This is a genomic window from Amycolatopsis sp. La24 (assembly GCF_029087445.1).
Taxonomy (GTDB): Bacteria; Actinomycetota; Actinomycetes; order Mycobacteriales; family Pseudonocardiaceae; genus Amycolatopsis; species Amycolatopsis nivea.
Window position 1 is genome coordinate 77,167 of the sequence record NZ_JARACH010000022.1, and the last position, 23,650, is coordinate 100,816.

Here is a 23,650-nt window from a genome sequence, read left to right on the forward strand (position 1 = left end):
TCAGAGTCCCCCAAGGAGTCCTTCACGTCCCGGTCAGCTCAGGCGCCCACCGCCGCCGCGACGGCACGCCCGGTCAGCACCCGCGCGAGGTGCTGGCGGTATTCGACGTCGGAATTGCCGTCCGCGACCGGGTTGGTGCCCTCGGCCGCGTGCGCGGCGGCCGCCCGGATCGTGTCCGCGTTGGCCTGCGCGCCGAGCAACGCCTGCTCCACGCCGGTCGCCCGGACGGGGGTCGCGCCCATGTTGGTGAGCGCCACCCGGGCTTCCTCGATCACGCCGCCCTCGGTGCGCACGGTGGCCGCCACCGCGCACATCGACCAGGCCTGGGCGACCCGGTTGAATTTCTCGTAGTGCGCCCGCCAGCCGGTGTGCTTGGGCAGCCGCACCTCGACGAGCAGTTCGTCCGGGGCCAGCGCGGTGGTGAAGTAGTCCTGGAAGAACTCCGCCGCGGACACCGTGCGCCGCCCGTTCGGCCCGGCCAGCACCAGCTCGCCGTCCAGCGCGAGCACCGGGGCCAGCAGGTCGCCCGCCGGGTCCGCGTGCGCGATCGCGCCGCCGAACGTGCCGCGGTGCCGCACCTGCGGATCCGCGACCGTGTCGGTCGCCTCCTTCACCAGCGCGGCGTGCTCGGCGATCAACGGGTCGCGCTGGACCTCGTAATGCGTCGTCATCGCCCCGACCACGAGCGCGTCGCCGTCCTCGCGCACTCCGCGCATTTCGGCGACTTTCCCGAGGTCGACCAGCGTGGTCGGCGCGGCCAGGCGCATCCGCAGCACCGGCAGCAGGCTTTGCCCGCCCGCCAGCACCTTGGCGTCCTCGCCCGCCGCGGCGAGCGCCTGCACGGCTTCGTCCACCGTGGACGGAGCGACGTAGTCGAACGGAGCCGGGATCACTGGGCACCTCCGGAGGCGTCGATCGAACCGAGGCCGCCGCCGGCCTCGCCGCCGGGTCCGCCGGCATTGGCGGTGCCGTGGCGCACCGCGTTCCACACGCGCATCGGCGTGAGCGGCATTTCGATGTCGTTCACCCCGAACTGGCGCACCGCGTCGACCACCGCGTTGACCACCGCCGGCGTCGAGGCGATCGTGCCCGCTTCGCCGACTCCCTTGGCTCCCAACGGGTTCGTGGTCGACGGCGTTTCCGTGCGGTCCGTGGTGAACGACGGCAGGTCAGCCGCCGAGGGCAGCAGATAGTCGGCGAACGTGCCGGTGGTGAGCGTGCCGCTCTCGTCGTGCACGGCCTCCTCGAACAGCGCCTGCGCGATGCCCTGCGCGAGCCCACCGTGGACCTGCCCTTCCACGATCAGCGGGTTGACCACCTTGCCGACGTCGTCCACGCAGACGTACGAACGCAGTTTCACCTGGCCCGTTTCAGTGTCCACTTCGGCCGCGCACAAGTGGGTGCCGTGCGGGAAGGAGAAGTTCTCCGGGTCGAAGGTGGCGTCGGAATCGAGCGACGGTTCGACGCCGTCCGGCAGGTTGTGCGCGGCGAACACGGCGAGCGCGATGTCCTGGATCGTCGTCGACGAATCCGTGCCCTTCACGGTGAACTTGCCGCCGGAGAACTCGAGGTCGTCCTCGGAGCACTCCAGCAGATGCGCGGCGATCGGCTTCGCCTTCGCGACCACCTTCTCCGCCGCCTTCACGATCGCGATACCGCCGACGACCAGCGAACGCGAACCGTAGGTGTCGAGGCCCTTGTGCGAGGACTGCGTGTCGCCGTGCAGCACCTCGACGTCCTCGAAGGACACCCCGAGCTGGTCGGCCACGATCTGGCTCCACGCCGTCTCGTGCCCCTGACCGTGCGCCGACGCACCCGTGGTGACCTCGACCTTGCCGGTCGGCAACATCCGCAGCGACGCGTACTCCCAGCCGCCGGCGCCGTAGTCGAGCGAACCCAGCACCCGCGACGGCGCGAGCCCGCACATCTCGGTGAACGTCGAGATCCCGATGCCGAGTTGCACCGGGTCGTTCGCCTCGCGGCGCTCCTTCTGCTCGCGGCGCAGCGCGTCGTAGCCGAAGAGTTCCTTCGCCTTCTCGGTCGCGGCCTCGTAGTTGCCGGAGTCGTAGGTGAGCCCGCAGACCGTGGTGAACGGGAATTCCTCGTGCTTGATCCAGTTCTTTTCGCGCAGCTCCACCGGGTCCATGCCCAGCTCGTCGGCCAGCTCGTCCATGATCCGCTCGATCGCGAACGTCGCCTCCGGACGGCCCGCGCCGCGGTAGGCGTCGGTGAGCGTGGTCGTGGTGAACACGTTGGTGCAGGCGAAGTGGTAGGCCGGGATCTTGTAGATCGCGTTGAACATGAACGCGCCGAGGATCGGCACGCCCGGCCCGACCAGGCCGTTGTACGCGCCGAGGTTGGCGAGCAGTTCGACCTTGAGCCCGGTGACCGTCCCGTCGGCCTTCGCCGAGATCGTGATGTCCTGGATCTGGTCGCGGCCGTGGTGCGCGGCGAGCATCGTCTCGGACCGGGATTCGTTCCACTTCACCGGCTTGCCGAGCTTGTTCGCGACCAGCACGGTCATCATTTCCTCGGGTAGCACGCCGATCTTGCCGCCGAACCCGCCGCCGACGTCCGGCGCGATCACGCGCAGCTTGTGCTCGGGGATGCCGAGCGTCAGCGCGGACATCACGCGCAGGATGTGCGGCACCTGGGTGGCCGACCACATGGTCAGCTGCGCGCCGGTCGGGTCGACCACGCACGCGCGCGGCTCCATGAACGCGGGCACCAGCCGCTGCTGGCGGAACCGCCGTTTCAGCACGACCTCCGAAGAAGACAGTGCTTCCTCGACGTTCCCGCCGGTCCCGGCCTCGGCCGAGTCGAACACCCAGAAGGCGTTCTTGTTGCTGCCCAGTTCCTCGTGCACGAGCGGCGCGTCTTCGGCGAGCGCCGCTTCCAGGTCGAGGACCGGCGGCAGGTCTTCGTACTCGACCTCGATCGCCTCGAGCGCGTCATGCGCCTCCGCGGCCGATCGAGCGACCACCACCGCCACGCCCTCGCCGGCGAAATTCACCCGGTCCGAGGCCAGCACCGGACGCCGCGGCGCAGCCATGTCCGGCGTGATCGGCCACGCGCACGGCATGCCGATGGCACCCTCGGGATCGAGGTCGGCGGCGGTGTAAACGGCGACGACACCAGCGGATTCCTTGGCCGCGGACGTGTCGATCGAAACGATCTTGGCGTGCGCCAGCGGACTCCGCAGCACCGCGAGATGCAGCATCCCCGGCAACGCGATGTTGTCCGTCCACCGGGTGCGCCCGGTGATCAGCCGCTCGTCTTCCTTGCGACGCCGGGACTTTCCTACCTCAGGCTCGATCGTGGCAGTCATCATTCACCACCCACGCCGACGTGGTTGGGTTGATCGATCTTCTCGGCGTCGGGCCCCGCGCCGGGACTCATGTGCTTCGCGGCGTCGCGCACCGCCTTCACGATGTTCTGGTAGCCGGTGCAGCGGCAAAGATTGCCCTCGAGCCCCTCGCGAACGGCCTGCTCGTCCGGGTCCGGATTGTCCGCCAGCAGGTCGATCGACTGCATGATCATGCCCGGCGTGCAGAACCCGCACTGCAGGGCGTGGTTGTCGTGGAAAGCCTGCTGGACCGGGTGCAGTTGACCGTCGCGAGCCAGCCCCTCGACGGTGGTGACCTCGCATCCGTCAGCCTGCACGGCGAGGACGGAACAGGATTTCACGCTGTGCCCGTCGAGATGGACGGTGCACGCGCCGCAGTTGCTGGTGTCGCACCCGACGACGGTGCCCACCTTCCCGACGCGTTCCCGTAAGTAGTGGACGAGCAGGGTGCGCGGCTCGACGTCATCGGTGTATTTCGTGCCGTCGACAGTGACGGTGATGCGCATCAAAGGCCTCCAAGTGCAAATGCCCGCCAGCCCCGGCGGAGGCGGCGGGCCGGTTCGGGAACGGCCAAGGCGCGATCGTGATCGGCCTCACAGGGGAGCGTGCTACGCCTTTCGCGCGCGGACAAGTCCTGATGTCGCACGTCGCCCTGACGGTTCCGCAGATGCGGGTTTTTCGCGTTTTTGGAGGCGCAGATGCGTGAAGCCGGACGGGTGATTTTTCGAGCGGCGGATCTTCCCGAGGGGCCGCGGTTTCGAGTCGGGGGTTCACCGGGTTTCGTTGCTGGACGGGGTTTTCCTCGCGGATCGCACTGCCTGGCGGGTGCGTCGTGGCAGGGCTGTGGGGGTCTCGGCCTGGGCGGTTCGGCGTGGTGCCGCGTTTTCGGCTAGCTGCGTCCTCGATGCACCTGCGGCCGGGTTCTCACAGCATCTGGCGCGTTGTCTGGGTGCCCAGGCATGCTTCTCGCCTTTGCTGCTGCATGACTAGCGGCTGCTGCCCGCAGCCGCCGGGGATGCGCCACTCCGGGTCGCCTCGCACAGTGCCAAGCCTCGGTCCGGATGGTTCGCCCTGCGGGTCGCCCAACTGCGGTACACCTGCTGCCGGGTCCTCGCAGCAACTGCCGCGTCGGCTGCGCATCCGGCCTGTTGCGGCCCCGCTGCTACATCCCGACCCCGGAATCACCTGCCGCGTCAACTGCGTGCACAGCGCCGTCAGGCACCAAAGTCCGGCCAGGCAGCACCGCCGGAAGCCCCGCATGCCCGCCCGCACCAGCCACCGCAAACGCTTGCCCGGCCTCCCAGCTCACCAGCCAAGTCAGCTAGGAATCCGCCCGCCCAACACCGCCAGCCGCCAAGCCCGCCGCGACAGTTCCCCAACCTCCCAGGCCACCAGCCAGGTCGGCTAGGAATCCGCCTGCTCAACGCCACCAGCCGCCAAGCCCCGCCGCAACACTTCCCCAGCTTCCCAGGCCACCAGCCAGGTCAGCTGTGAATCCGCCCGCTCAACGCCGCCAGCCGCCGCCCGGTGCCGCTCCAGCGCAGCGCGATGATCTCCGCCGCGATCGACACCGCCGTCTCCTCCGGCGTGCGCGCGCCGAGGTCGAGGCCGATCGGCGACGACAGGCGTTCCAGCTCGCCCTCGGTGATCCCCGCCTCGCGAAGCCGCGCGAACCGGTCGTCGTGCGTCTTGCGCGAACCCATCGCGCCGACGTACCCGACGTCGAGCCGCAGCGCGACCTCCAGCAGCGGCACGTCGAACTTCGGATCGTGCGTCAGGACCGCGATCGCCGTCCGCGCGTCGATCCGGCCCGCGTCGGCCTCGGCCTTCAGGTAACGGTGCGGCCAGTCGACGACCACGTCGTGCGCCTCCGGGAACCGGCTGCTGGTCGCGAACACCGGACGCGCGTCGCAGACCGTCACCTGATACCCGAGATAAGCACCCATCCGTGCCATTGCGGCGGCGAAATCGATAGCCCCGAACACCAGCAGTCGCGGCGGCGGCTCGAAGGAATTCACGAAAACAGCCATGCCCTCGCCGCGCCGCTGCCCGTCGGGTCCGTAATGGAGAGTCCCGGTGCGTCCGGCGGCAAGAAGCCCGCGCGCGTCGTCCGCGACGGCATCGTCCATCCGGGACGAGCCAAGGGACCCCTCGACCCGATCCGGCCACACAATCATGTGCTCGCCGACCAGCCCCGGCGTCTCGTGCTCCACGATCGTGACGACCGCGACCGGCTCGCCACTGCGCACCGATTCGACGACGCGCTCCAGCTCCGGCATCGATTCGCGGTCCACCGGCTCGACGTAGATGTCGATGATCCCGCCGCAGGTCAGCCCGACCGCGAAGGCGTCGTCGTCGCTGACGCCGTAGCGCTGCAACACCGGCTTCCGCTCGGCGACGACCTCGTTGGCCAGCTCGTACACCGCGCCTTCGACGCAGCCGCCGGACACGCTCCCGACGACCGTGCCGTCCGGCGCGACCATCATCGACGCACCCGGTGCCCGCGGGGCCGACGAAAACGTCGCCACCACCGTGCCGAGCCCGACCGTTTCGCCCGCCTGCCAGCGGCGGTACACGTCGTCCAGTACGTCACGCATCGGCAATCTCCCCGAGGAGTCGTTCCAACGTCGCCAGGCTGTGCCCGGCCAGCAAGCGGTCGATGTGCGGCAGGGCGGCCACGATGCCGGATTGGACCGGAGCATAACCCTCGTGCCCTGCGTGCGGATTCACCCAGAATACGGCGTGCGCGAGCCGGCGCAGCCTGCCGAGCTGCTCGGCCAGCAGGCTGACGTCGCCGCGCTCCCACCCGTCGGAGAACACGGTGACTACCGCGCGTCGCGCGAACCCGCGCTGTCCCCACCGGTCGAGAAACACCCGCAGCGTCTCGCCAAGCCGTGTCCCACCAGCGAAATCGGGCACCGCGGTACCGGCCGCGAGCATCGCCTGCTCCGGATCGCGCTGCCGAAGCTGCCGGGACACTCGCGTCATCCGAGTACCCAGCGTAAACACCTCGACCGACATCGGAGCAGCCCGCGCGACGACGTGCGCGAACCGCAGCAACGCGTCGGCATACGGGCTCATCGAGCCGGAAACGTCGATCAGCAAGACGACCTTCCGCGCCCGCGTCCCCCTTCGATGATGCGCCAGCCGCACTGGCTCACCACCGGACGCAAGCATCGCCCGCAGAGTCCGCGCGGGGTCAAGCGCACCACGATGCGCAGGCGCCCGCCGCGCCGCCCGCCGCCGAGGCAGTACCGGACGCAACGTCGCGAGCAATTCCCGCAAGTGCGCCCGCTCAGCTTTGGTCAACTCGGCGAGATCCCGATGCCGGAGAACCTCGTGATCGCTAGCCGCGACCCGCAGCGTGTCGTGCGATTCCTCGGCGCTGCCCCCGTCCCCGGCCGCCGCGACCAGCGGAGCGATCCGGGCTTGCTTCCGCACCGGAGTCCCCGACGTCGCCTTCGGACTGTCATCGCCTTCGAACCACCGCGCGAACGCTTCCTCGTACCGAGGCAGATCGTCGGGGTCGGAGCAGAGCGTCAACCGCCCAACCCAGTACAACTGTGTCGGCCGGGCGACATCGACCTCCGCGACCGCGGCCAGGTAAGCCTGCACCCGCCGCGCGTCACAGGCGACGCCCGCCTCCCGCAATGCCGCCGCGAACCCCGCATAGCCAGCAAGCGGGTCAGCGACTTCGGTGCTCATGTCCCCCATTGTGACCCCACCCCCGAAAACCGCGCCGCGACAGCCGATCCTGCCTGGTTCGGACGCCCTCCACTCACTCCGGCGGCGACCGGTTCAGCCGCCCGGAGCCGCGGTCGTCCGGCTGCGGGCTGCGAGTTGTCAGCCGCGGTCTTGGCGCGCAACGGTTCTTGATCGAGTTCTTGGCCGGGCTCCCGGCCGCGCGGCGGCTCTTGGCCGAGTTCCGATTCACTCAGAGGCTCTTGGGCAAGTTCTTGGCCGAGTTCTCGCCCGCGCGAACGTTCTGGGGCAAGCGCTCGGCCACTCGAAGGTTCTGGGGCGGGTTCTTGGGCACGCCAAGGTCCCGGCTTGAGCTGCTCCAGCTCGCCAGTGTTCCTCCGCAGCGCCATTCCAGGTTGAACCGCGTCGGCCCCGCAGATGTTCCGGCTTGCGCCAACTCGCCGCTCCGCGCGACCCGCACACCGCTCCATCCAGCTGAACCGTCGCCAGCCCAATTTCGCCCGCCCCAAGCCCGCAGACATCCCGCGCCAGTCGGCCAAGCCCATACGGAGCCAAGGCTTGTCGACGTTTCCGCCCGCTAGCCACCTCCGCGCCGCGCACGGCGGCAACGAAGGGCGGCCGCGCACGCCGTCCCGCCTCCGGGACAGCGTGCGCGAGCCGTGGTTGCGCGCAGCGGCCAGCCTCGGTAGCGCAAGGCGGGCGCGCGGAACCTTCAGGAAAGAACGGGAACTCAGCGGACAGCCGGGAGGGCAGTCCGGACGAAGTCGGTCACGAGCCCTCCTTCCGGCACAGTCGCAGTCACAAGATCAGGCACTCATCAATGAAGTCGGCGAAGTCATCCAGTGATGCTCCAAGCATGCCCGATCCCGCACCCCGCCGCAACGGAATTACTTGACCGTCCACAGTAGACAAAAACTCAAGAGAACAGCGTGTCCAGCTTCGCCCGCACCCGGTCGAGATCCTCGCTGTACTTGAGCACCGCACCGAGAGTCCGCGCGGCCGTCGCGGCGTCCAGTTCGTCGCGCTGGAGCGCGAGCAAAGCCCTTGCCCAGTCGAGAGATTCGGCGACCCCGGGCGGTTTGAGGAGGTCCATCGCCCGCAGCCGGTGCACCGCGTCGGCGATCTGCCGGGCGAGCGTCTCGCCGATCCCCGGCAGCCGGCGGCGCAGGATGCTGATCTCCCGAGCCAGGTCCGGGTGTTCGAGCCAGTGGTAGAGGCACCGGCGCTTGAGCGCGTCGTGCACCTCGCGAGTCCGGTTCGACGTCAGCACGACCAGCGGCGGCTGCTCCGCCCGAACCTCGCCGTACTCCGGGATCGTGACGGTGTACTCGTCAAGCAACTGCAGGAGGAACGCCTCGAACTCATCGTCCGCGCGATCGATCTCGTCCACCAGCAGCACACACGGTGTCGTGGTGAGCGCCTGCAGCAACGGCCGCGCAAGCAGGAAACGCTCCGTGTACAGCGAACGCTCGGCAGTTTCCGCGTCGAGCCGTCCGCCGTCTGCCGCTTCGAGCGCACGCAGGTGCAGCAGCTGACGAGGGAAGTCCCATTCGTAAAGCGCCTGCGCGGCGTCGATGCCCTCGTGGCACTGAAGCCGCACCAACGGCCACTTCAACGCCTCGGACAAGGCAAGCGCCAGCGAGGTCTTCCCGGTGCCGGGCTCGCCTTCGCAGAAGAGCGGCCGCTGCATCTGCGTCGCGAGAAATCCCGCGGTGGCCAGCCCCTCGTCGGCGAGGTAACCGGTGGTGTCGAGGGCGGCCGCGAGCGCGTCGGGCGAGGCGAGGGACTCTGTCACGCCCCCGATCGTAGATCCGAGACCGCCCAGTTCGCCGTTCACCGCGTCGCTCAGCGGCTCATGACGCACGCGGTCCTGACCAGACAAGCTCCGTCAGCGACCCAACGCAGCCCGGCACCCGATCGCACCGGCACTGTTCATCGCCGCTCCGCGCCAGGCCCGGCCAGGTCCCCAGGCCGATCGACATCGCTGCCGCTCCCGAGGTCACCGCACTCGACAAGCCGCACGTCGCCGCGCCCGCGCAACCAGTCCCGCGCCCCGTGGTCACCGTGCGCCGACTCCGCGATCTCTCCCCACCAACGCCGCCCGAACAGCACCGGATGTCCCGGAACCCCCTGGTACGCGGCCCGGACGACGGCGTCCTCGGAAGCCTCCCCGACGATCCGCGCGAGCGCCGCCGCCGGTACCCACGGCAGATCCACCAGGTGCACGAGCACGGCCGCCGACGGCTCCCCCGCCAACGACTCGAGCCCGGCTTTCAGCGACTCGCCCATCCCGTCCTGCCACCGCGCCGCGGACACCGCAGTGACCTCCGGTGGCAGCAGCTCCCGGACCTGCTCAGCCGACGCACCGACGACCACCCGCACCGAGGTGCATCCGGCCTCGGCCAGGTTCCGGACCGCCCGCTGGACCAGCGGCTCCCCGTCGTACTCGACCAGCGCTTTGGGCCCGCCGAATCGCCGCCCCGCCCCGGCGGCGAGCAGCAATCCGGCAACCGGTTCCGGCATCGGCGCTCCTCAGCCTTTGATCGCTCGCCCGGGCGCGACCGCGGCGAGCTCCGCCGAAATGGCAGCCGCGGTCTCGAGCAACGGCGGAACGAACTCGGTCCGGACGGTCTCCACCGGCGTCCGGCTCGCGTGCGTCGAGATGTTCACCGCGGCGACCGCGCGGCCCGCCCGGTTGCGGATCGGCGCGGCGACCGAGCGCAGGCCTTCTTCGAGCTCCTGGTCGACCATCGCCCAGCCCTGCTCCCGGACCTTGGCCAGCTCGGCTTCGAGCGCGGTGCGGTGGGTGAGCGTGTGCGGGGTCAACCGGTCGAGGTCGGCGACGACGAAGTAGGTGTTGAGTTCGGTCCGGTCCATGTCGGCGAGCAGCACGTGCCCCATCGACGTGGCGTGCGCGGGGAACCGCGTGCCGACGTTGATGCTCACCGTCATGATCCGCGACACCGCGACGCGCGCGACGTACACGATGTCGGCGATCTCCAGCACCGACACCGAACTCGACTCGTGGACCTCCGCCGAGAGCCGCTCCAGGTGCGGTTGCGAGATCTCGGCCAGGCTGAGGCTGGACAGATACGCGTAGCCGAGCTCCAGCACGCGCGCGGTGAGCGAGAAGTACTTGCCGTCGGTGCGGACGTAGCCGAGGTCCACGAGCGTCAGCAGGAACCGGCGCGCGGCCGCGCGGGTCAATCCGGTGACGCGCGCGACGTCGCTGAGCGTCGGATGCGGCGCCTCGGCGCTGAACGCCTTGATCACCGCCAGTCCGCGTTCCAGCGACTGCACGTGGTGCGCACCGCGTTCGGCCTGGTCGTCGGATTCCATGCGGCGAACCCTATCCGGCCGGCGGCTGAGCGGTGGGTTCTCCCAGCTCCGCGAGGACGCGCTGGGCGATCCCGATCGCCGTGTTCGCCGCTGGAACCCCCGCGTACACGCCGGTGTGCAGCAGAACTTCGCGGATCTCGTCCGCGGTGAGCCCGTTGCGCACCGCCGCGCGGACGTGCATCGCCAGTTCGTCGTGGCAGTGCAGCGCGGTGAGCGCGGCCAGCGTGATGCAACTGCGGGTCCGCCGGTCGAGGCCGTCCCGCGTCCACACCGAACCCCACGCCGCCTCGGTGATGTACTCCTGGAACGGCTTGCTGAACTCGGTCGTCCGCGCGACCGCCCGGTCGACATGGTCGTCGCCGAGCACCTCGCGGCGCACCCGCATGCCCGCCTCGTAGCGGTCTCCGGTCACTGCTCCTCCGTGATCCGTTCGAGGATCAGCCGGGTGAATTCCTCCGGCTGCTCGTAGCTGCCCAGGTGCGCGGCGGAGGCGACGACCTCGAGCCGGGCGGCGGGGATCCCGTCCGCGATGACCCGACCGTGCGGCTCGGCGGGCGTCGACGGATCGTCCGCACCGGCGATCACCAGCGTCGGGACGGAGACCTTCGGCAGGTCGCCGGTGAGGTCCATCTGCTCGATCACCTCGCAGCATCCGGCGTATCCCTCGTCGGGCTGAGCCGCGACCATCTCCCGCAGGTACGCGACCTGGTCCGGATGCGCCTGCGCGTAGCCCGGCGTGACCCAGCGCCCGACACTGGCTTCCGCGACTGCCCCGGTGCCCTCGGCCCGCACGAGCCGAGCGCGATCGGCCCACATTTCGGGCGGCCCGAGCAGCGCTGACGTGCAGCACAACGTGAGGCTCGACAACCGCTCGGCGGCGTTGATACCGAGCCACATCCCGGTCATCCCGCCGAGCGATAGGCCGACGAAATGCGCGCGCTCGACACCGAGGTCGTCAAGCAACCCCAGCACGTCGCCGCCCAGATCGGCCAGGTCGTACGGCCCCGGCGGCACTGGCGACGACCCGTGGCCCCGCGTGTCGTACCGGACCACGCGGAATCCGCGTTCGGTCAACGGCGCGATCTGCGGCTCCCACATCCGGTGGTCGCTGCCGATCGAGTTGGAGAACACCACCACCGGACCCGCCGCCGGGCCTTCGACGACCCGGTGCACCCGGACACTGCTCACGCTTGAACCTCCACAATGGACACGGCCGGTCAGACCGCGAAGAACACCGTCTCGCCTTCGCCTTGCAAATGCACGTCGAACCGGTAGCCGGAACCGTCCTTCTTAGCCAGCAACGTGTCCCGCCGTTCCTCGGGAACGCTCGCCAGCACGGCGTCGCCGGCGTTGTCCTGGTCGTCGAAGTACACCCGCGTGACGACCCGGTTCAGCAGCCCGCGAGCAAACACCGACACGTCGATGTGCCGCGCCTGCGGAGCCCCGGACTCGTCCGGCACGACCCCGGGCAGCAGCGTCAGGATCCGGTACTGGCCCTGCTCGTCGGTGGGGCACCGACCGAATCCGCGAAACGCACCGGCGGGCTTGCCGCGCGGGTCGTCGGGGTGGTCGAACCCGCCGTCCGGATCGGCCTGCCACGTCTCGATCATCGCGTCGGGAACCGGGTTGCCCGCGCCGTCGTACACCCCGCCGCGGATCCACACCGCGCCTTCGGTGCCTTCCGGGACCACGAACGGCCCGTCGTCCCACGGCAGCCCGATGGACAGGTACGGCCCGACGGTCTGCGAAGGCGTGCCTTCCAGCCTCACTCGTCCTCCTCCTCGTCCTCGAACACCGACTGTTCCCGCCCGCGCACCACGATGTCGAACTGGAACGCCAGCGCCCATTCCTCCTCGGTGCGGTCGAGGTCGAACCGGGAGATCATCCGCTGCCGCGCCTTCTCGTCCGGAATGGAGTTGAAGATCGGGTCCTGCGAGAACAGCGGATCGTCCGGGAAGTACATCTGCGTGACGAGCCGCTGGGTGAACGCCGAGCCGAACACCGAGAAGTGGATGTGCGCGGGACGCCAGGCGTTGTCGTGGTTCTTCCACGGGTACGCGCCGGGCTTGATGGTGGTGAACTCGTAGCGCCCGTCGTCGTCGGTCAGCGTGCGGCCGAGCCCGTCGAAGTTCGGGTCGAGCGGGGACGGCCAGCGGTCGCCGGTGTGCCGGTAGCGGCCGCCCGCGTTGGCCTGCCAGATCTCCACGAGCGAGTTGCGGATCGGCCGCCCGTCGCCGTCGAGAAGCCTGCCGGTGACGATGATCCGCTGGCCCTGCGGCTCGCCCTCGTGCTGGCGGGTGAGGTCGTTGTCGAGTTCGCCGAGCCGTCCCGGGCCGAGCAGCGGACCGGTCACCTCGGTGAGCATCTGCGGCAGCAGGACCAGCGGCTGCTTCGGATGCCGCAGCGCGGTGGAGCGGTACGGCGCGTAGTCGAGCGGCGGGTGGGTGCCCTCCGGATCGGGCCGGTACTGCGGCAGGCGACGCTCGGTCGGTGTGGCCACGATGCCTCCCCTTTCTCAGCGATTCTCGAGCACGACAGCGAGACCCTGGCCGACGCCGATGCAGATCGCCGCGAGGCCCCAGCGGCCGCCGGTGCGGCGGAGCTGATGCGCCAGCGTGCCGATGATCCGGCCGCCGGACGCGCCGAGCGGGTGCCCGATCGCGATGGCCCCGCCGTTGACGTTGACGATCTCCGGGTCCAGCTTCGACCATTCTTTCAGGCAGGCCAGCGATTGCGCCGCGAACGCCTCGTTGAGTTCTACCGCGGCGAGGTCGTCCCAGCCGATGCCCGCCCGTTCGAGCGCGATCTCCGCCGCGCGCACCGGGCCGATGCCGAACACGTCCGGGTCGACCCCCGCGGCGCCGCGCCCGGCGATGCGGGCCAGCGGCGTCTTGCCGAGCCGCTCGGCCGCGGCCGCGTCGCCGAGCAGCAACGCCGACGCACCATCGTTCAGCGGTGACGCGTTGCCCGCCGTGACGGTGCCGTTTTCTTTGCGGAACACGGTTTTCAGCTTCGCGAGCTTCTCGGGCGAGGAATCCGGCCGGATACCCTCGTCCCGGGTCAGCTCTACACCTTCGACCGGGACCACGTGGTCGTCGTAGAAGCCCTCGTCCCACGCCCGTGCGGCGTTCACGTGGCTGCGCGCGGCGAACGCGTCCTGCTCGTCGCGGCCGATGCCATAGCGCTCGGCGAGCAGTTCCGTGGACTCGCCGAGGGAAACGGTCCACTGCGACGGCATCGCCGGGTTGACCATCCGCCAGCCGAGTGCCGTGTTGTACAACGTCTGGTTGCCGGCCGGGAAAGCCTTGTCCGGCTTCGGCATCACCAGCGGCGAGCGGCTCATCGATTCGACGCCGCCCGCGACCACCAGCGAAGCGTCGCCGACCTGGATCGCCCGGCTCGCCTGCATGGTCGCCTCGACTCCGGACCCGCACAGCCGGTTCACCGTCGCACCTGGCACCGACGTCGGCCAGCCGGCGAGAAGCGCGGCCATCCGCGCCACGTTGCGGTTGTCCTCGCCCGCCCCGTTGGCGTCGCCGAGCACGACCTCGTCCACAGTGGACGGATCGAGCCCGTTGCGCTCGGCCAGCGCGCGCAGGACACCCGCGGCCAGGTCGTCAGGACGCACTCCGGAGAGAGCGCCGCCGTAGCGCCCGAAGGGAGTGCGGATCGCGTCGAGTACGTAAGCGTCGCTCATTCGCCGGCCTTCTTCAGTTCGCGGAGCAGGGTCAGTTCGCGTTCGGTGGGCGCGGGGGTGGTCTTGAGGTCCGCGGCCGTCTTCAGTGTCCACCCCGTCGCTTCCACGACCTGGTCTAGCTCGACCCCGGGGTGCAGTTCGGTGAGCGTGAGCTCCGCGGTGTCCGGGTCGGGCCGCATGAGGCCGAGGTCGGTGACCACGAGCGTCGGCCCCGCTCCGCGCAGGCCGAGCCGTTCGCGGTCGCCGCGCCCGGAGCCATGGCCGAACGACGTCACGAAGTCGACCTTGTCCACGAACGTCCGCTTGCTTTGACGCAGCACGACGAACACTTCCTTGCAGGACGCGGCGATCTCCGGCGCCCCGCCCGCACCGGGAAGGCGCACCTTCGGATCGTGGTAGTCGGAACCGATGACCGTGGTGTTGATGTTGCCGAACTTGTCGAGCTGCGCGGCGCCGAGGAACCCGACGTCGATCCGGCCGGGCTGCAGCCAGTAGTTGAACACCTCGGGCACGCTGACCACCGCGTCGGCGGTGTCGGCCAGCTCGCCGTCGCCGATCGACAGCGGCAGCCTGCTGGGTTTCGCGCCGAGACAACCCGATTCGTAGATCAGCGTGAGGTTCGGGGCGTGCGTGCGCCGGGCCAGGTTCGCCGCCGTGCTGGGCAATCCGATCCCGACGAAGCACGACATGCCCTCGCCGAGCGCGCGGGCCGCGGCGATGCTCATCATCTCGTCGGCGGTGTACTCGCTCATGCCTTCACCCCGGTCAGATCGTTCAGCCACTGGGCGAATTCCTCTCGGTCCCGCCCGATCTCGTCCCACGCCTGGTACGCCGCGTTGTCCCGCTCGTAGTACCCAGCGGCGTACGACGGCGCCGCGCCGCGCGGCACCTCGGCCACCGCGGTGACCGCCCAGGACGGAAGGACCAGCGCGCCCGGCCGGGGCTCCAGCTCGTCGACGACCTCTTCCACGGTGACCAGCGACCGCTTCGCCGCGAGCACCGCTTCCTTCTGCACACCTGCGATGCCCCACAGCTGGACGTTGCCCGCCCGGTCGGCGCGCTGCGCGTGCACGATCGTGACGTCCGGGTTCAGCGCGGGCACCGCGGTGAGCTGCTCGCCGGTGAACGGGCAGGTGATCGGCTTGATCGTGTCCGTTTGCGCGGACAGATCGGTGCCGGTGTACCCGCGCAGCACCGCGAACGGAAGCCCGGAAGCGCCTGCGACATAACGGTTCGCCATGCCCGCGTGGCTGTGCTCCTCGATCTCCAGCGGCACCGGCCACGAGTGCTGCACGGCGTCGCGGAACCGGTGCAGCGAGCCGACCCCGGGGTTTCCGCCCCACGAGAAGATCAGCTTGCTCGCACAGCCCGCGCCGATGAGCTGGTCGTAGACGATGTCCGGCGTCATCCGCACGAGCGTGAGGTTCCGCCTGCCCTGACGGATGATCTCGTGCCCGGCCGCCACGGGAATGAGGTGCGTGAAGCCCTCGAGAGCGACGGTGTCTCCGTCGTGCACCAGCTCGGCGATCGCCTCGCCGAGCGACAGCACCCTTGCCATCACGAGCCCTTCCGTCTGGATCTTCCTGCTTCTGCCGTTCCGTGCTAGCGTGTTCGCATAGCGCACAGAAGTTCTACATGAGAACATAGCACGATCCGGCCGCCCGCGGGAGTGCCAAAGGGTGAAGCGGACGTCCGGAGAGACGGCACAAGACGACGCGAGGTTTTGCGAACTGCGAGGGAAGAGAGGTGATGCGATAAGACAACACGGTGCGCTAGGAGCCGGCGAACGGGTTTCGCGGCGGCACAGGGCGGCGCGGCCGTCGGCAGACCGGGATTTCGTTGCGTGGTACCGCAATGCGGAATTCGGGCCCTGCCGGCGTCAGTGGCGTTCTGTCGCGGTTGGACGCTCCGTCGCAGCTCAGGCGGGTGTCCGGCGGTGAGCGCGCCGCGAACCTCGCTCGGGCGGCACGGTCGGCATTAGGCTGCTCGGCATGCCGAAGATCGCTGTCACCCGCTGGATCCCGGACGAGGCCGTGCAGGTGCTCGGCGAAGCAGGCGAAGTCGAAATCTCGCCGGAGGACCGGCCGCTCACGCCCGAGGAACTGCGGAAGTTCGTCGCCGGATCGGCCGCAGTGGTGTCGATGCTGCACGACCGGATCGACGGCTCAGTCGCTGACGCGGCGGGTCCCGGACTGAAGGTCGTCGCGAACGTCGCGGTGGGCTACGACAACGTGGAGGTCAGTGCACTGGCCGAGCGCGGGGTCGTGGTCACCAACACGCCGGGCGTGCTCACCGACGCCACCGCGGATCTCGCGTTCGGATTGCTGCTGGCCGTCTCGCGGCGGCTCGGCGAAGGCGAACGTTTGCTGCGCGCGCGGCAGCCGTGGTCGTTCCACCTCGGCTTCCTGCTCGGGTCCGGACTGCAGGGCAAGACGCTCGGCATCGTCGGGCTCGGGCAGATCGGCCGCGCGGTGGCGAAGCGGGCGGCGGCGTTCGGGATGCGGGTCGTCTACTCCGGACGGTCGGCGAAACCGGACTTCGACGGCGAGTTCGTGTCGTTCGACGAACTGCTGCGGCGTTCCGACTTCGTGTCGCTGCACTGTCCGCTGACTCCCGAGACCCGACACCTTGTCGACGCGGATGCCTTGCGGGCTATGAAACCGAGTGCGTACCTGGTGAACACCACTCGCGGTCCGGTCGTTGACGAGTCGGCGCTGGCCGACGCGCTCGCGGCCGGAGAGATCGCGGGCGCGGCGTTGGACGTGTTCGAAAAGGAACCGGACGTCGAGCCTCGGTTGCTGGAGCGCGACGACGTGGTGCTCACGCCGCACCTCGGCTCGGCGACGGTGGAGACACGTACGGCGATGGCGGTGCTGGCCGCACGCAACGTCGTCTCGGTGCTCGCCGGTGCCGATCCGCTGACGGAGGTGGGCCGATGACCCGGGTCGTGATCGCACCGGACAAGTTCAAAGGAAGCCTGACCGCGGTCGAGGTGACGGAAGCGATCGCGCACGGCGTACGCGATGCGTTGCCGGATGCCGAGATCTCCGCGTGCCCAGTCGCCGACGGCGGCGAAGGGACGCTGGAGGTCCTCGAGAACGCGGGCGGCTCCATGGTGCGGTTGTCGGTGCGCGGTCCGCTGGCCGAACCGGTCGACGCCCGGTACGTGCTGCTCGACGGCACGGCCTACGTCGAATCGGCGCGGGCGTGCGGGATCGAGTTCGTGACGCCGAGCCGGGAAGTCGCACTGGCCGCGCACACGTGGGGCGTCGGCGAGCTGCTGAACGACGCCCTCGCCCGCGGAGCGCGGCGGCTCGTGCTGACCGTCGGCGGCACCGCGAGCACCGACGGCGGTGCCGGGATGCTGGCTGCGCTGGGTGCCGAGGTCCTCGACGCGTCCGGTGCGCCGGTTGGTCTCGGCGGCGGGTCGCTGGCGCAAGTCGCGCGCGTCGACTTGGGCCCGGTGCGGGAGCGGCTGGGCGCAGTGCCGGTCGCAGTCGCGACGGACGTGACGAATCCGCTGCTCGGCGCGAACGGGGCGGCGGCCGTGTTCGGTCCGCAAAAAGGTGCGGCGCCGGACGACGTCCGCACGCTGGACGAAAGCCTGTCCCACTGGTCTAGGGCGCTTGTGCAGGCTGGCGCACCGGACGTCTCCGACCTGCCCGGAGCCGGGGCCGGCGGAGGTGTCGCGGCGGGAGCGATCGCGGGGTTCGGTGCGACGGTCGAGTCCGGCTTCGATCTGATCGCCGCGTTGACCGGCGTCGACACCGCGCTGACCGGTGCTGACCTGGTGATCACCGGGGAGGGCTCGCTGGACGAACAGTCGCTGTCCGGCAAGGCCCCGGCAGGCATCGCGGCTCGCGCGGGGCAGACGGGCGTCCCGCTTCTGGTGCTCGCCGGACGGATCCAGCTGGACGCGGACGCGCTGGCCGGCTTGGGAGTCGTGGGCAGCAGCGCGCTGATCGACCACGCGCCGTCGCTGGACTACGCCCGCTCGCACGCCGCGGAACTGCTGCGCGAACGGGCCGGAGTGCTAGTGCGGGACTGGCTGCGCACTACGTAGCAGAACGCCCCCGCGATCAAGCCGCGGGAGCGTTCCACACAACAACGCAGCCACCCCGCCGTCTGGACAACCCGCCTCTTGGGCGGCAGCACCGCCCAGGGATCGGCCATGAATCAACTCACCGGCCCCGGACGTCCTGAGACCTCCGGAGGCGCCGGCGAGCGGCACACGGGATCAGCGGACGGACACCGCCGCGCCGACCCCCGTGGCCGGGAGCTTGCTCGCGCAGCCCGTCAGGCGGACTGCTGCTGCGGCAGGACGGCGAAGGCGACGTCGCCAGTGTCGTCCTGCTGAACGTCGAGGACCTTGTCGTCGAGCAATGCCGCTGCCTGCGGCTCGAGGAAGACCTTGGCTCCGCCGTCGGCGCCGACGATGCGGTCGCCGTCCTCCGGGGCCGGGGCTACCGACAGCGCCAACTGGGCGCCGTCGCCTTCCATGCTCTGCAGCGCGAAGCGCAGGCCGCTCTTCTCGGAGTCACTGCCTTGTTCAGCGGTCAACGCGGTGATCGCCTCGGCGGCGGCTTCGGTAACGGTCAGCATCTTTCGGCCTTCCCTTCGTCGCAGTCGGATGCGCGCGGTTGGTTGCAGGGTGGTTTTTCACGCTAAAGGCGGCATGACGGTCGCGCAGTGTGAGCGCTAGGCCGTTTGCCGCGACGGTGGAACCTGTCACAAATACGTTTGAGATCAGGATCTTCGGGCCATGGCCGACCGGATCGCGTCGGCAACCGTGCCTCCTCCGTGGTCGACCCGTTCGCCCTGTCCGGGCACCGGGGGCCAGCCATCCCCGGCCGAGCCGAGCGACCCCAGTTCGGGGTCGCCTCCGCCGGCCTCCCCAGCAGCGTGGACCGGCGGCCGAACCTCCGGCTCGTCCCCGGCACGCTGGCTTTCCCGGACCTCGCCGGAAGCTGACGCGCCCATGGAGCCGGACGCACGAAACGAGTCGACACGAGAGCCGTCCGCACCGGGCGCTTCACTCTCGCGGAGAGTGTCGTCACCGGGATCGCTCACGGGCACCTCCCGAAAGTCCGGATTTGTTCGTGGTGAGCTACCCGAGGCGACTTCGAGTGAAACGGGCCGAACGGCTGTCGTCGGAATCACAGCGTTTCCTTGGGTCTGCCAGGGCGTCAGCAGGCGAAGCAGAGCTAGCGTCAGGACATGACCACCACCCGGTGGAAGCCGCGCGGCCGGATCGGTCTCCGCCCCCGACGCAAAGCCAGCGACGACCCGGTCCGCGATGACGCGCAGCCGGAGTTCCGCACGCTCGACGAGACTCCGAGCCACCGCTCCCCGGACTTCGACGAGGCCGCCGACCAGCACCGCGCAGCCGCCAACGACCTGGCCGCGCTCGCCGACGAGATCGACACTCGCCGCGACCTGCTGGACTCCGCCGCCGACCGCCATGGTGAGAACACCCGTCGCCCCTCAGCGGCTAATCCGCGCGCCGACCGCCAGGCAACGACTGATCGCGACGCTGACCAGCTACCGGCGAAGCCCGGAGACAACAGCCCTCGCCGGCTGCCGACGAACTCAAGCTCCGATCGCCGTAAAACGGCAACCGACTGCGCCGAACAGCCACGGCGGGAGTCCAGCGACAAAGCCAGTCGCCATTCAACGGCGAAACCGACCCACGCGCCGAGCGACACAGACCTGCTGCCGCAACAACCCGCCAATTACAGCGCCGCCGAAGCCCGCCAACCGCGAGCAGCGACGGATCCAGCAGCCGAGCCCAGTCACCACCAGCCCCACCTGACTCCCGCCGCAGCCCCCATCAAGCACCCAGCACCTCCGAGCGTCGCCGATAATCGGCCAAACCCCGAAGACCGCACCACTCGCCGCCGCGAGATGGGCAGTCATGCTGCCTGGTACCTGGCCGCCGGTGTCGTCACCACCGGACTCCAGGCCGTTCTCTTCCTGGCCTTCCGGCCGGAAATCGGCGCGCAATGGGCGAATCTCGCCGCGCTCGCGATCACGACGGTCGGCAACACCGAGTTCCATCGCCGCGTCACGTTCGCCAACCGGAGCAGCCGCGCGGGCAAGCGCCACCTTCAGGATCTCGTCACTTTTGCCTTCTACGCCGGCTACGGATCGGTCGTTCTCGCCGCTCTCGACGCAGTCGTCCCGCATCCCTCCGCCGGGCAGCAAACCGCCGTGCTTCTCGCGGCCAGCTTCGTCGGCGGGGTCGTCCGGTTCGCCGTTCTGCGGTGGTGGGTGTTCGCGCGGGCTCGGCGAGCGGACGCGGCACAAGATCACCAACGGTAGTGGAACCCGTTCTACCCGCAGTGCGACCACTCTCTGTTGCGCTACCCCGCTATCACTCTTCGTGACGTACAAAACCGGACATCCGCACATGCTGCGAGGCCGGATTCGTACTGTGCGTCGGCTGGTCTCGTTTGTGTCAAGACCACTGCTGCTAACGGGGTATTCGTAGTTGAAATGTGGACGGTCGGCCTCCGGCCGCTTAAGGTTACGGAGCGTCGCAACGATCGCAGTGCTCCCCCCGTTCGATTGGAGTACTTGCGACCGCAACATCACAGAGTGTTGACCCCGAGACAGCGACGGTCGCAGGGTTGCCGGGGAGACGACCATGACAGCACCGTCGAAGACGTCCCGAACTGCGGTGTCCGGCGTCGAGGGCTACGTGAGCCCCGCGACGCTGCCCCGGTCCGGCGGACGCCTGACCAAAGAAGACCTCGACCCGCTCGTACGCGCGGCAGGACAGGGCGATCAAGCCGCGGTCGCCGACCTGCTGCACGTGCTCCGCCCCGTCGTCGCCCGCTACTGCCGGGCCCGGATGGGCGGCCGCGACCTCTCCTACCTCGCCGCCGACGACGTCGCACAGGACGTCTGCATGGCTGTCCTCAAGGCCCTTCCGGACTACCAGGACCGCGGCGGTTCCTTCCTTTACCTCGTGCACGCGATCGCGGCCAACAAGGTCGCTGACGCCTACCGGGCGGTCGCGCGCGACCGGTCCGAGCCGGTGCCCGAGCTTCCGGAGCACCCGCTCTCCGGCGGCAACGAGCCGGAATCGCATGCGCTGCGCCTCGACCTCGGCAGCCGCCTCCAGGAACTGCTCACCCGCCTCGCCCCGCTGCAGCAGGAGATCCTGGCGCTGCGCATCGTTGTCGGCCTCAGCGCGAACGAGACGGCCGAGACGCTGGGCATTTCGGCCGGCAACGTCCGCGTCACGCAGCACCGTGCGTTGTCCAAGCTCCGCGAGATGGTGCAGGGCCAGGACTTCTGAGCCGTTTGGTCACTCGAACGGCTGGAAGGCCGCCGCGGACCGCCGAATAGGTCGACAGGCTCGGTTTCGCGCGGCACTCTGGTTTTACCCGCCGCATCTCTCAGCTCAACTCATAAACTCGTGCCGCCGTGTGCTCGAAGACGTCGAGCCGTTCCGGGTCGCTCAGCGCACCGGTCAGCGACACCGCCGCGTCCAGTACGACTTCGTACGCTGCCGCCAGTTCGCACACTGGCCAGTCGGAGCCGAACATGACCCGGTTCGCGCCGAACGACTCGAAAACGTGGTCTGCGTAGCGGCGCAGATGGCCCACCTGCCATTCGCGCCAGTCGGCTTCCGTCACCAAGCCGGACAGCTTGCAGTGCAAGTTGCCGTGCTCGGCGAGCGAGGCCACGCCGTTCGCCCACGGCTGCCACTCGCCAGCTGCGATGCCAGGTTTCGCGGCGTGGTCGAGGACCAGCCGCAGGTCCGGCAGGCGTTCGGCTACCTGCCGGGCGGCGGCGAGCTGCGCTGGTGCCACCAGCAGGTCATAGACCAGGCCCGCAGCGGCGACCGCGGTCAGGCCGCGCAGGATTTCCGGGCGCAGCAGCCAATCCGGGTCCGGTTCGTCCTCGACCTGGTGTCGGATGCCGACCAGCGGGCCGAGTTCGCGCAGCCGCGCGAGCCGGTCGGCCACGTCCGGAGCGGCGAGGTCGACCCAGCCGACGACGCCGGCCACCACGGGTTCGGACGCGGCTGTGGCAAGGAATTCCTCGGTTTCCGCCTCGTCCGAGACGGTCTGCACCAGCACGGTAGCGTGGACGCCCGCCGCAGTGGTCACCGCGCGCAGATCGTCGACGGTGTACGGCTTGCGGATCGGGGCCAGTGCGTCACCGGACATCCACGGGTACTCGCGACGCGCGGGATCCCACAGGTGGTGATGCGAATCGATCACTGGGTTCCTCCGGACACGACGGGGCGGGCAGCCGGCCGCAGGAGGCCAGCGTCGGCGAGGTCGTCCCACAGTACGGCCGGGATTTTCGCCGCGGCGCGGCGAACGTTCAGCGACACCTGCTCGGCGTCATGGGCCCCGACGACCACCGACACCACCGCCGGGTGCGTACGCGGCAACGCGAGCGCGGCCTCGGGCAGCGAAACACCGTGCCGTGCGCAGATTTCCGCGATCTTCTGGGCTTTCTCCACGAGATCCGCGGGCGCGGCCGCGTAATCGTAGATCGCGCCGGGTTGTTCAGTGGCGAGGATTCCACCGTTGAACACCCCGCCCGCCACGACGCCGACGCCGCGTTCGACGCACAGCGGCAACAACTCGTCCAACGCCGGCTGGTTCAGCAAGGTGTAGCGACCGGCCATCAGAACATGGTCAAGATCGAATCGGCGCACGAATTCCGCCAGCATCGGAGCCTGGTTCATCCCAGCCCCGATCGCCCCCACGACGCCCTGCTCGCGCAACTCCAGCAATGCTGGGAACGCACCCGAAACCGCTTCCTCGAAATGATCGTCCGGATCGTGCACGTACACGAGATCGACGTGGTCGAGACCCAGCCGATTCAGGCTCGATTCCAGCGAACGCAACACCCCGTCGCGGCTGAAATCCCAGCGGCGCCGGTAAGTCCCCGGGACATCGAAGCCCTGGTCGTCGCGTTCCCCGGGGGCCGCCGCGCGCGGTTCCAGGACGCGACCGACTTTTGTGGACAGGACGTATTCGCCGCGCGGATACGCCGCCAGCGCGGCTCCGAGCCTGCGTTCGGACAGCCCGAGCCCGTAGTGCGGCGCGGTGTCGAAATAACGGATCCCCTCGTCCCACGCCCGTCGCACGCTCGCCGCGGCGGTTTCGTCCGGCACCGCGTGGTAGAGATTGCCCAGCTGAGCGCCGCCGAGTCCCAGCGGAGGAAGGTCCACGGTCACGCCTCCGCCGGGAGTTGCCACACCAGCCCGAGGCCGTGCGCGACGTCGGAGTGGTCGAGGTCGAGCAGTTCGTTGATCCGCTTCTGCCACGCGATGTCGGCCGGATCGCCGGCGAGTTCCGCGCGCATCCGCTCGAAATCGTCCACCTCGACGAAGTGGAACAGGTCGAGCCCGTCGCGCCAGATCCGCCACGACCGCACGCCGGCGCGGCGCAGTGCGGCGTCCAGGTCCTGCGGGATCACCGCGTGCACCTCCTCGTACGTTTTCTCCATTCCGGGCTTGAGCCGGGTGCGCAATGCGACCGTTTGCGGCGCCGGGCCGTGGGTCATCGTTCCTCCTGACGGGAGTCGTGGCACGCTGT

At 69.7% G+C, this 23,650-nt stretch carries 23 protein-coding genes; 4 read left to right on the plus strand and 19 right to left on the minus strand.

The features are described 5' to 3' along the window. Positions 1–38 precede the first annotated feature (38 nt). The 15 genes from PUT80_RS21825 to PUT80_RS21895 form a co-directional block, all read right to left on the minus strand. Positions 39–893 carry a xanthine dehydrogenase family protein subunit M gene (locus tag PUT80_RS21825; RefSeq protein ID WP_037810193.1) on the minus strand — a complete coding sequence of 285 codons (855 nt, stop codon included), beginning with the start codon at positions 891–893 and terminating at the stop codon, positions 39–41. Further along, on the minus strand, positions 890–3,328 hold the full coding sequence (locus tag PUT80_RS21830; protein WP_134665449.1) for a molybdopterin cofactor-binding domain-containing protein: 2,439 nt from the start codon (positions 3,326–3,328) through the stop codon (positions 890–892). Before PUT80_RS21830 ends, PUT80_RS21825 begins: the two co-directional genes overlap by 4 nt. Then, entirely contained in the window at positions 3,328–3,852 is a 525-nt protein-coding gene (locus PUT80_RS21835; protein WP_134665451.1) for a (2Fe-2S)-binding protein, read from the minus strand. Before PUT80_RS21835 ends, PUT80_RS21830 begins: the two co-directional genes overlap by 1 nt. Positions 3,853–4,830: 978 nt before the next feature. After that, positions 4,831–5,943 (minus strand): XdhC/CoxI family protein, encoded by a 1,113-nt coding sequence (locus tag PUT80_RS21840; RefSeq protein ID WP_037810189.1) that lies wholly within the window; start codon positions 5,941–5,943, stop codon positions 4,831–4,833. Beyond that, a complete protein-coding gene (locus PUT80_RS21845; RefSeq protein ID WP_134727876.1) occupies positions 5,936–7,051 on the minus strand; it encodes a VWA domain-containing protein in 1,116 nt (371 codons plus the stop codon). Before PUT80_RS21845 ends, PUT80_RS21840 begins: the two co-directional genes overlap by 8 nt. 913 nt (positions 7,052–7,964) lie before the next feature. Beyond that, complete coding sequence (locus tag PUT80_RS21850; protein WP_051172312.1) at positions 7,965–8,843, minus strand: MoxR family ATPase; 879 nt, start codon at positions 8,841–8,843, stop codon at positions 7,965–7,967. A gap of 137 nt (positions 8,844–8,980) precedes the next feature. Continuing rightward, positions 8,981–9,571: a nucleotidyltransferase family protein gene (locus PUT80_RS21855; protein WP_275293285.1), complete on the minus strand. Its 591-nt coding sequence runs from the start codon at positions 9,569–9,571 to the stop codon at positions 8,981–8,983. A 9-nt stretch (positions 9,572–9,580) separates the two neighbouring features. After that, the gene (locus PUT80_RS21860) at positions 9,581–10,387 is read right to left on the minus strand and encodes an IclR family transcriptional regulator C-terminal domain-containing protein (protein ID WP_037810187.1); all 807 of its coding nucleotides are present in this window, start codon (positions 10,385–10,387) and stop codon (positions 9,581–9,583) included. A 10-nt stretch (positions 10,388–10,397) separates the two neighbouring features. Further along, complete coding sequence (gene pcaC, locus PUT80_RS21865; protein ID WP_037810186.1) at positions 10,398–10,799, minus strand: 4-carboxymuconolactone decarboxylase; 402 nt, start codon at positions 10,797–10,799, stop codon at positions 10,398–10,400. Then, complete coding sequence (gene pcaD, locus PUT80_RS21870; RefSeq protein WP_037810184.1) at positions 10,796–11,575, minus strand: 3-oxoadipate enol-lactonase; 780 nt, start codon at positions 11,573–11,575, stop codon at positions 10,796–10,798. Before pcaD ends, pcaC begins: the two co-directional genes overlap by 4 nt. A gap of 29 nt (positions 11,576–11,604) precedes the next feature. Continuing rightward, entirely contained in the window at positions 11,605–12,156 is a 552-nt protein-coding gene (pcaG, locus tag PUT80_RS21875) for a protocatechuate 3,4-dioxygenase subunit alpha (RefSeq protein ID WP_037810182.1), read from the minus strand. Continuing rightward, on the minus strand, positions 12,153–12,887 hold the full coding sequence (gene pcaH / locus PUT80_RS21880) for a protocatechuate 3,4-dioxygenase subunit beta (protein ID WP_037810181.1): 735 nt from the start codon (positions 12,885–12,887) through the stop codon (positions 12,153–12,155). The genes pcaG and pcaH overlap by 4 nt, the downstream gene beginning before the upstream one ends. A 15-nt stretch (positions 12,888–12,902) precedes the next feature. Next, complete coding sequence (locus PUT80_RS21885) at positions 12,903–14,084, minus strand: thiolase family protein (RefSeq protein WP_037810180.1); 1,182 nt, start codon at positions 14,082–14,084, stop codon at positions 12,903–12,905. Then, entirely contained in the window at positions 14,081–14,836 is a 756-nt protein-coding gene (locus PUT80_RS21890) for a CoA-transferase subunit beta (RefSeq protein WP_043833033.1), read from the minus strand. Before PUT80_RS21890 ends, PUT80_RS21885 begins: the two co-directional genes overlap by 4 nt. Beyond that, complete coding sequence (locus PUT80_RS21895; RefSeq protein ID WP_037810177.1) at positions 14,833–15,642, minus strand: CoA transferase subunit A; 810 nt, start codon at positions 15,640–15,642, stop codon at positions 14,833–14,835. Before PUT80_RS21895 ends, PUT80_RS21890 begins: the two co-directional genes overlap by 4 nt. A gap of 433 nt (positions 15,643–16,075) precedes the next feature. Here PUT80_RS21895 and PUT80_RS21900 point away from each other — a divergent pair, with 433 nt between their 5' ends. Next, positions 16,076–17,023 carry a D-glycerate dehydrogenase gene (locus PUT80_RS21900; RefSeq protein WP_037810175.1) on the plus strand — a complete coding sequence of 316 codons (948 nt, stop codon included), beginning with the start codon at positions 16,076–16,078 and terminating at the stop codon, positions 17,021–17,023. Further along, entirely contained in the window at positions 17,020–18,147 is a 1,128-nt protein-coding gene (locus tag PUT80_RS21905) for a glycerate kinase (RefSeq protein WP_037810173.1), read from the plus strand. The genes PUT80_RS21900 and PUT80_RS21905 overlap by 4 nt, the downstream gene beginning before the upstream one ends. Positions 18,148–18,380: 233 nt before the next feature. On the opposite strand, the gene PUT80_RS21910 is transcribed toward PUT80_RS21905, so the two are convergent. Then, positions 18,381–18,686 carry a hypothetical protein gene (locus PUT80_RS21910; protein WP_009074268.1) on the minus strand — a complete coding sequence of 102 codons (306 nt, stop codon included), beginning with the start codon at positions 18,684–18,686 and terminating at the stop codon, positions 18,381–18,383. Between the two features lie 1,302 nt (positions 18,687–19,988). Between PUT80_RS21910 and PUT80_RS21915 the strand changes: the two genes are divergently transcribed. Beyond that, positions 19,989–20,405, plus strand: a complete 417-nt coding sequence (locus PUT80_RS21915; RefSeq protein ID WP_051728719.1) for a GtrA family protein — start codon at positions 19,989–19,991, stop codon at positions 20,403–20,405. A 325-nt stretch (positions 20,406–20,730) separates the two neighbouring features. Further along, positions 20,731–21,387, plus strand: a complete 657-nt coding sequence (gene shbA, locus PUT80_RS21920; RefSeq protein WP_037810171.1) for an RNA polymerase sigma factor ShbA — start codon at positions 20,731–20,733, stop codon at positions 21,385–21,387. Positions 21,388–21,487: 100 nt separating this feature from the next. On the opposite strand, the gene PUT80_RS21925 is transcribed toward shbA, so the two are convergent. Genes PUT80_RS21925 through PUT80_RS21935 form a run of 3 tightly spaced genes read right to left on the minus strand, consistent with a single transcriptional unit; the run spans position 21,488 to position 23,618 of the window. Beyond that, positions 21,488–22,318, minus strand: coding sequence for an amidohydrolase family protein (locus PUT80_RS21925; protein WP_037810169.1), 831 nt, complete (start codon positions 22,316–22,318; stop codon positions 21,488–21,490). Beyond that, positions 22,315–23,289: an aldo/keto reductase gene (locus PUT80_RS21930; protein ID WP_037810168.1), complete on the minus strand. Its 975-nt coding sequence runs from the start codon at positions 23,287–23,289 to the stop codon at positions 22,315–22,317. Before PUT80_RS21930 ends, PUT80_RS21925 begins: the two co-directional genes overlap by 4 nt. Next, positions 23,286–23,618: an L-rhamnose mutarotase gene (locus PUT80_RS21935; protein WP_037810167.1), complete on the minus strand. Its 333-nt coding sequence runs from the start codon at positions 23,616–23,618 to the stop codon at positions 23,286–23,288. Before PUT80_RS21935 ends, PUT80_RS21930 begins: the two co-directional genes overlap by 4 nt. Positions 23,619–23,650 lie beyond the last annotated feature (32 nt).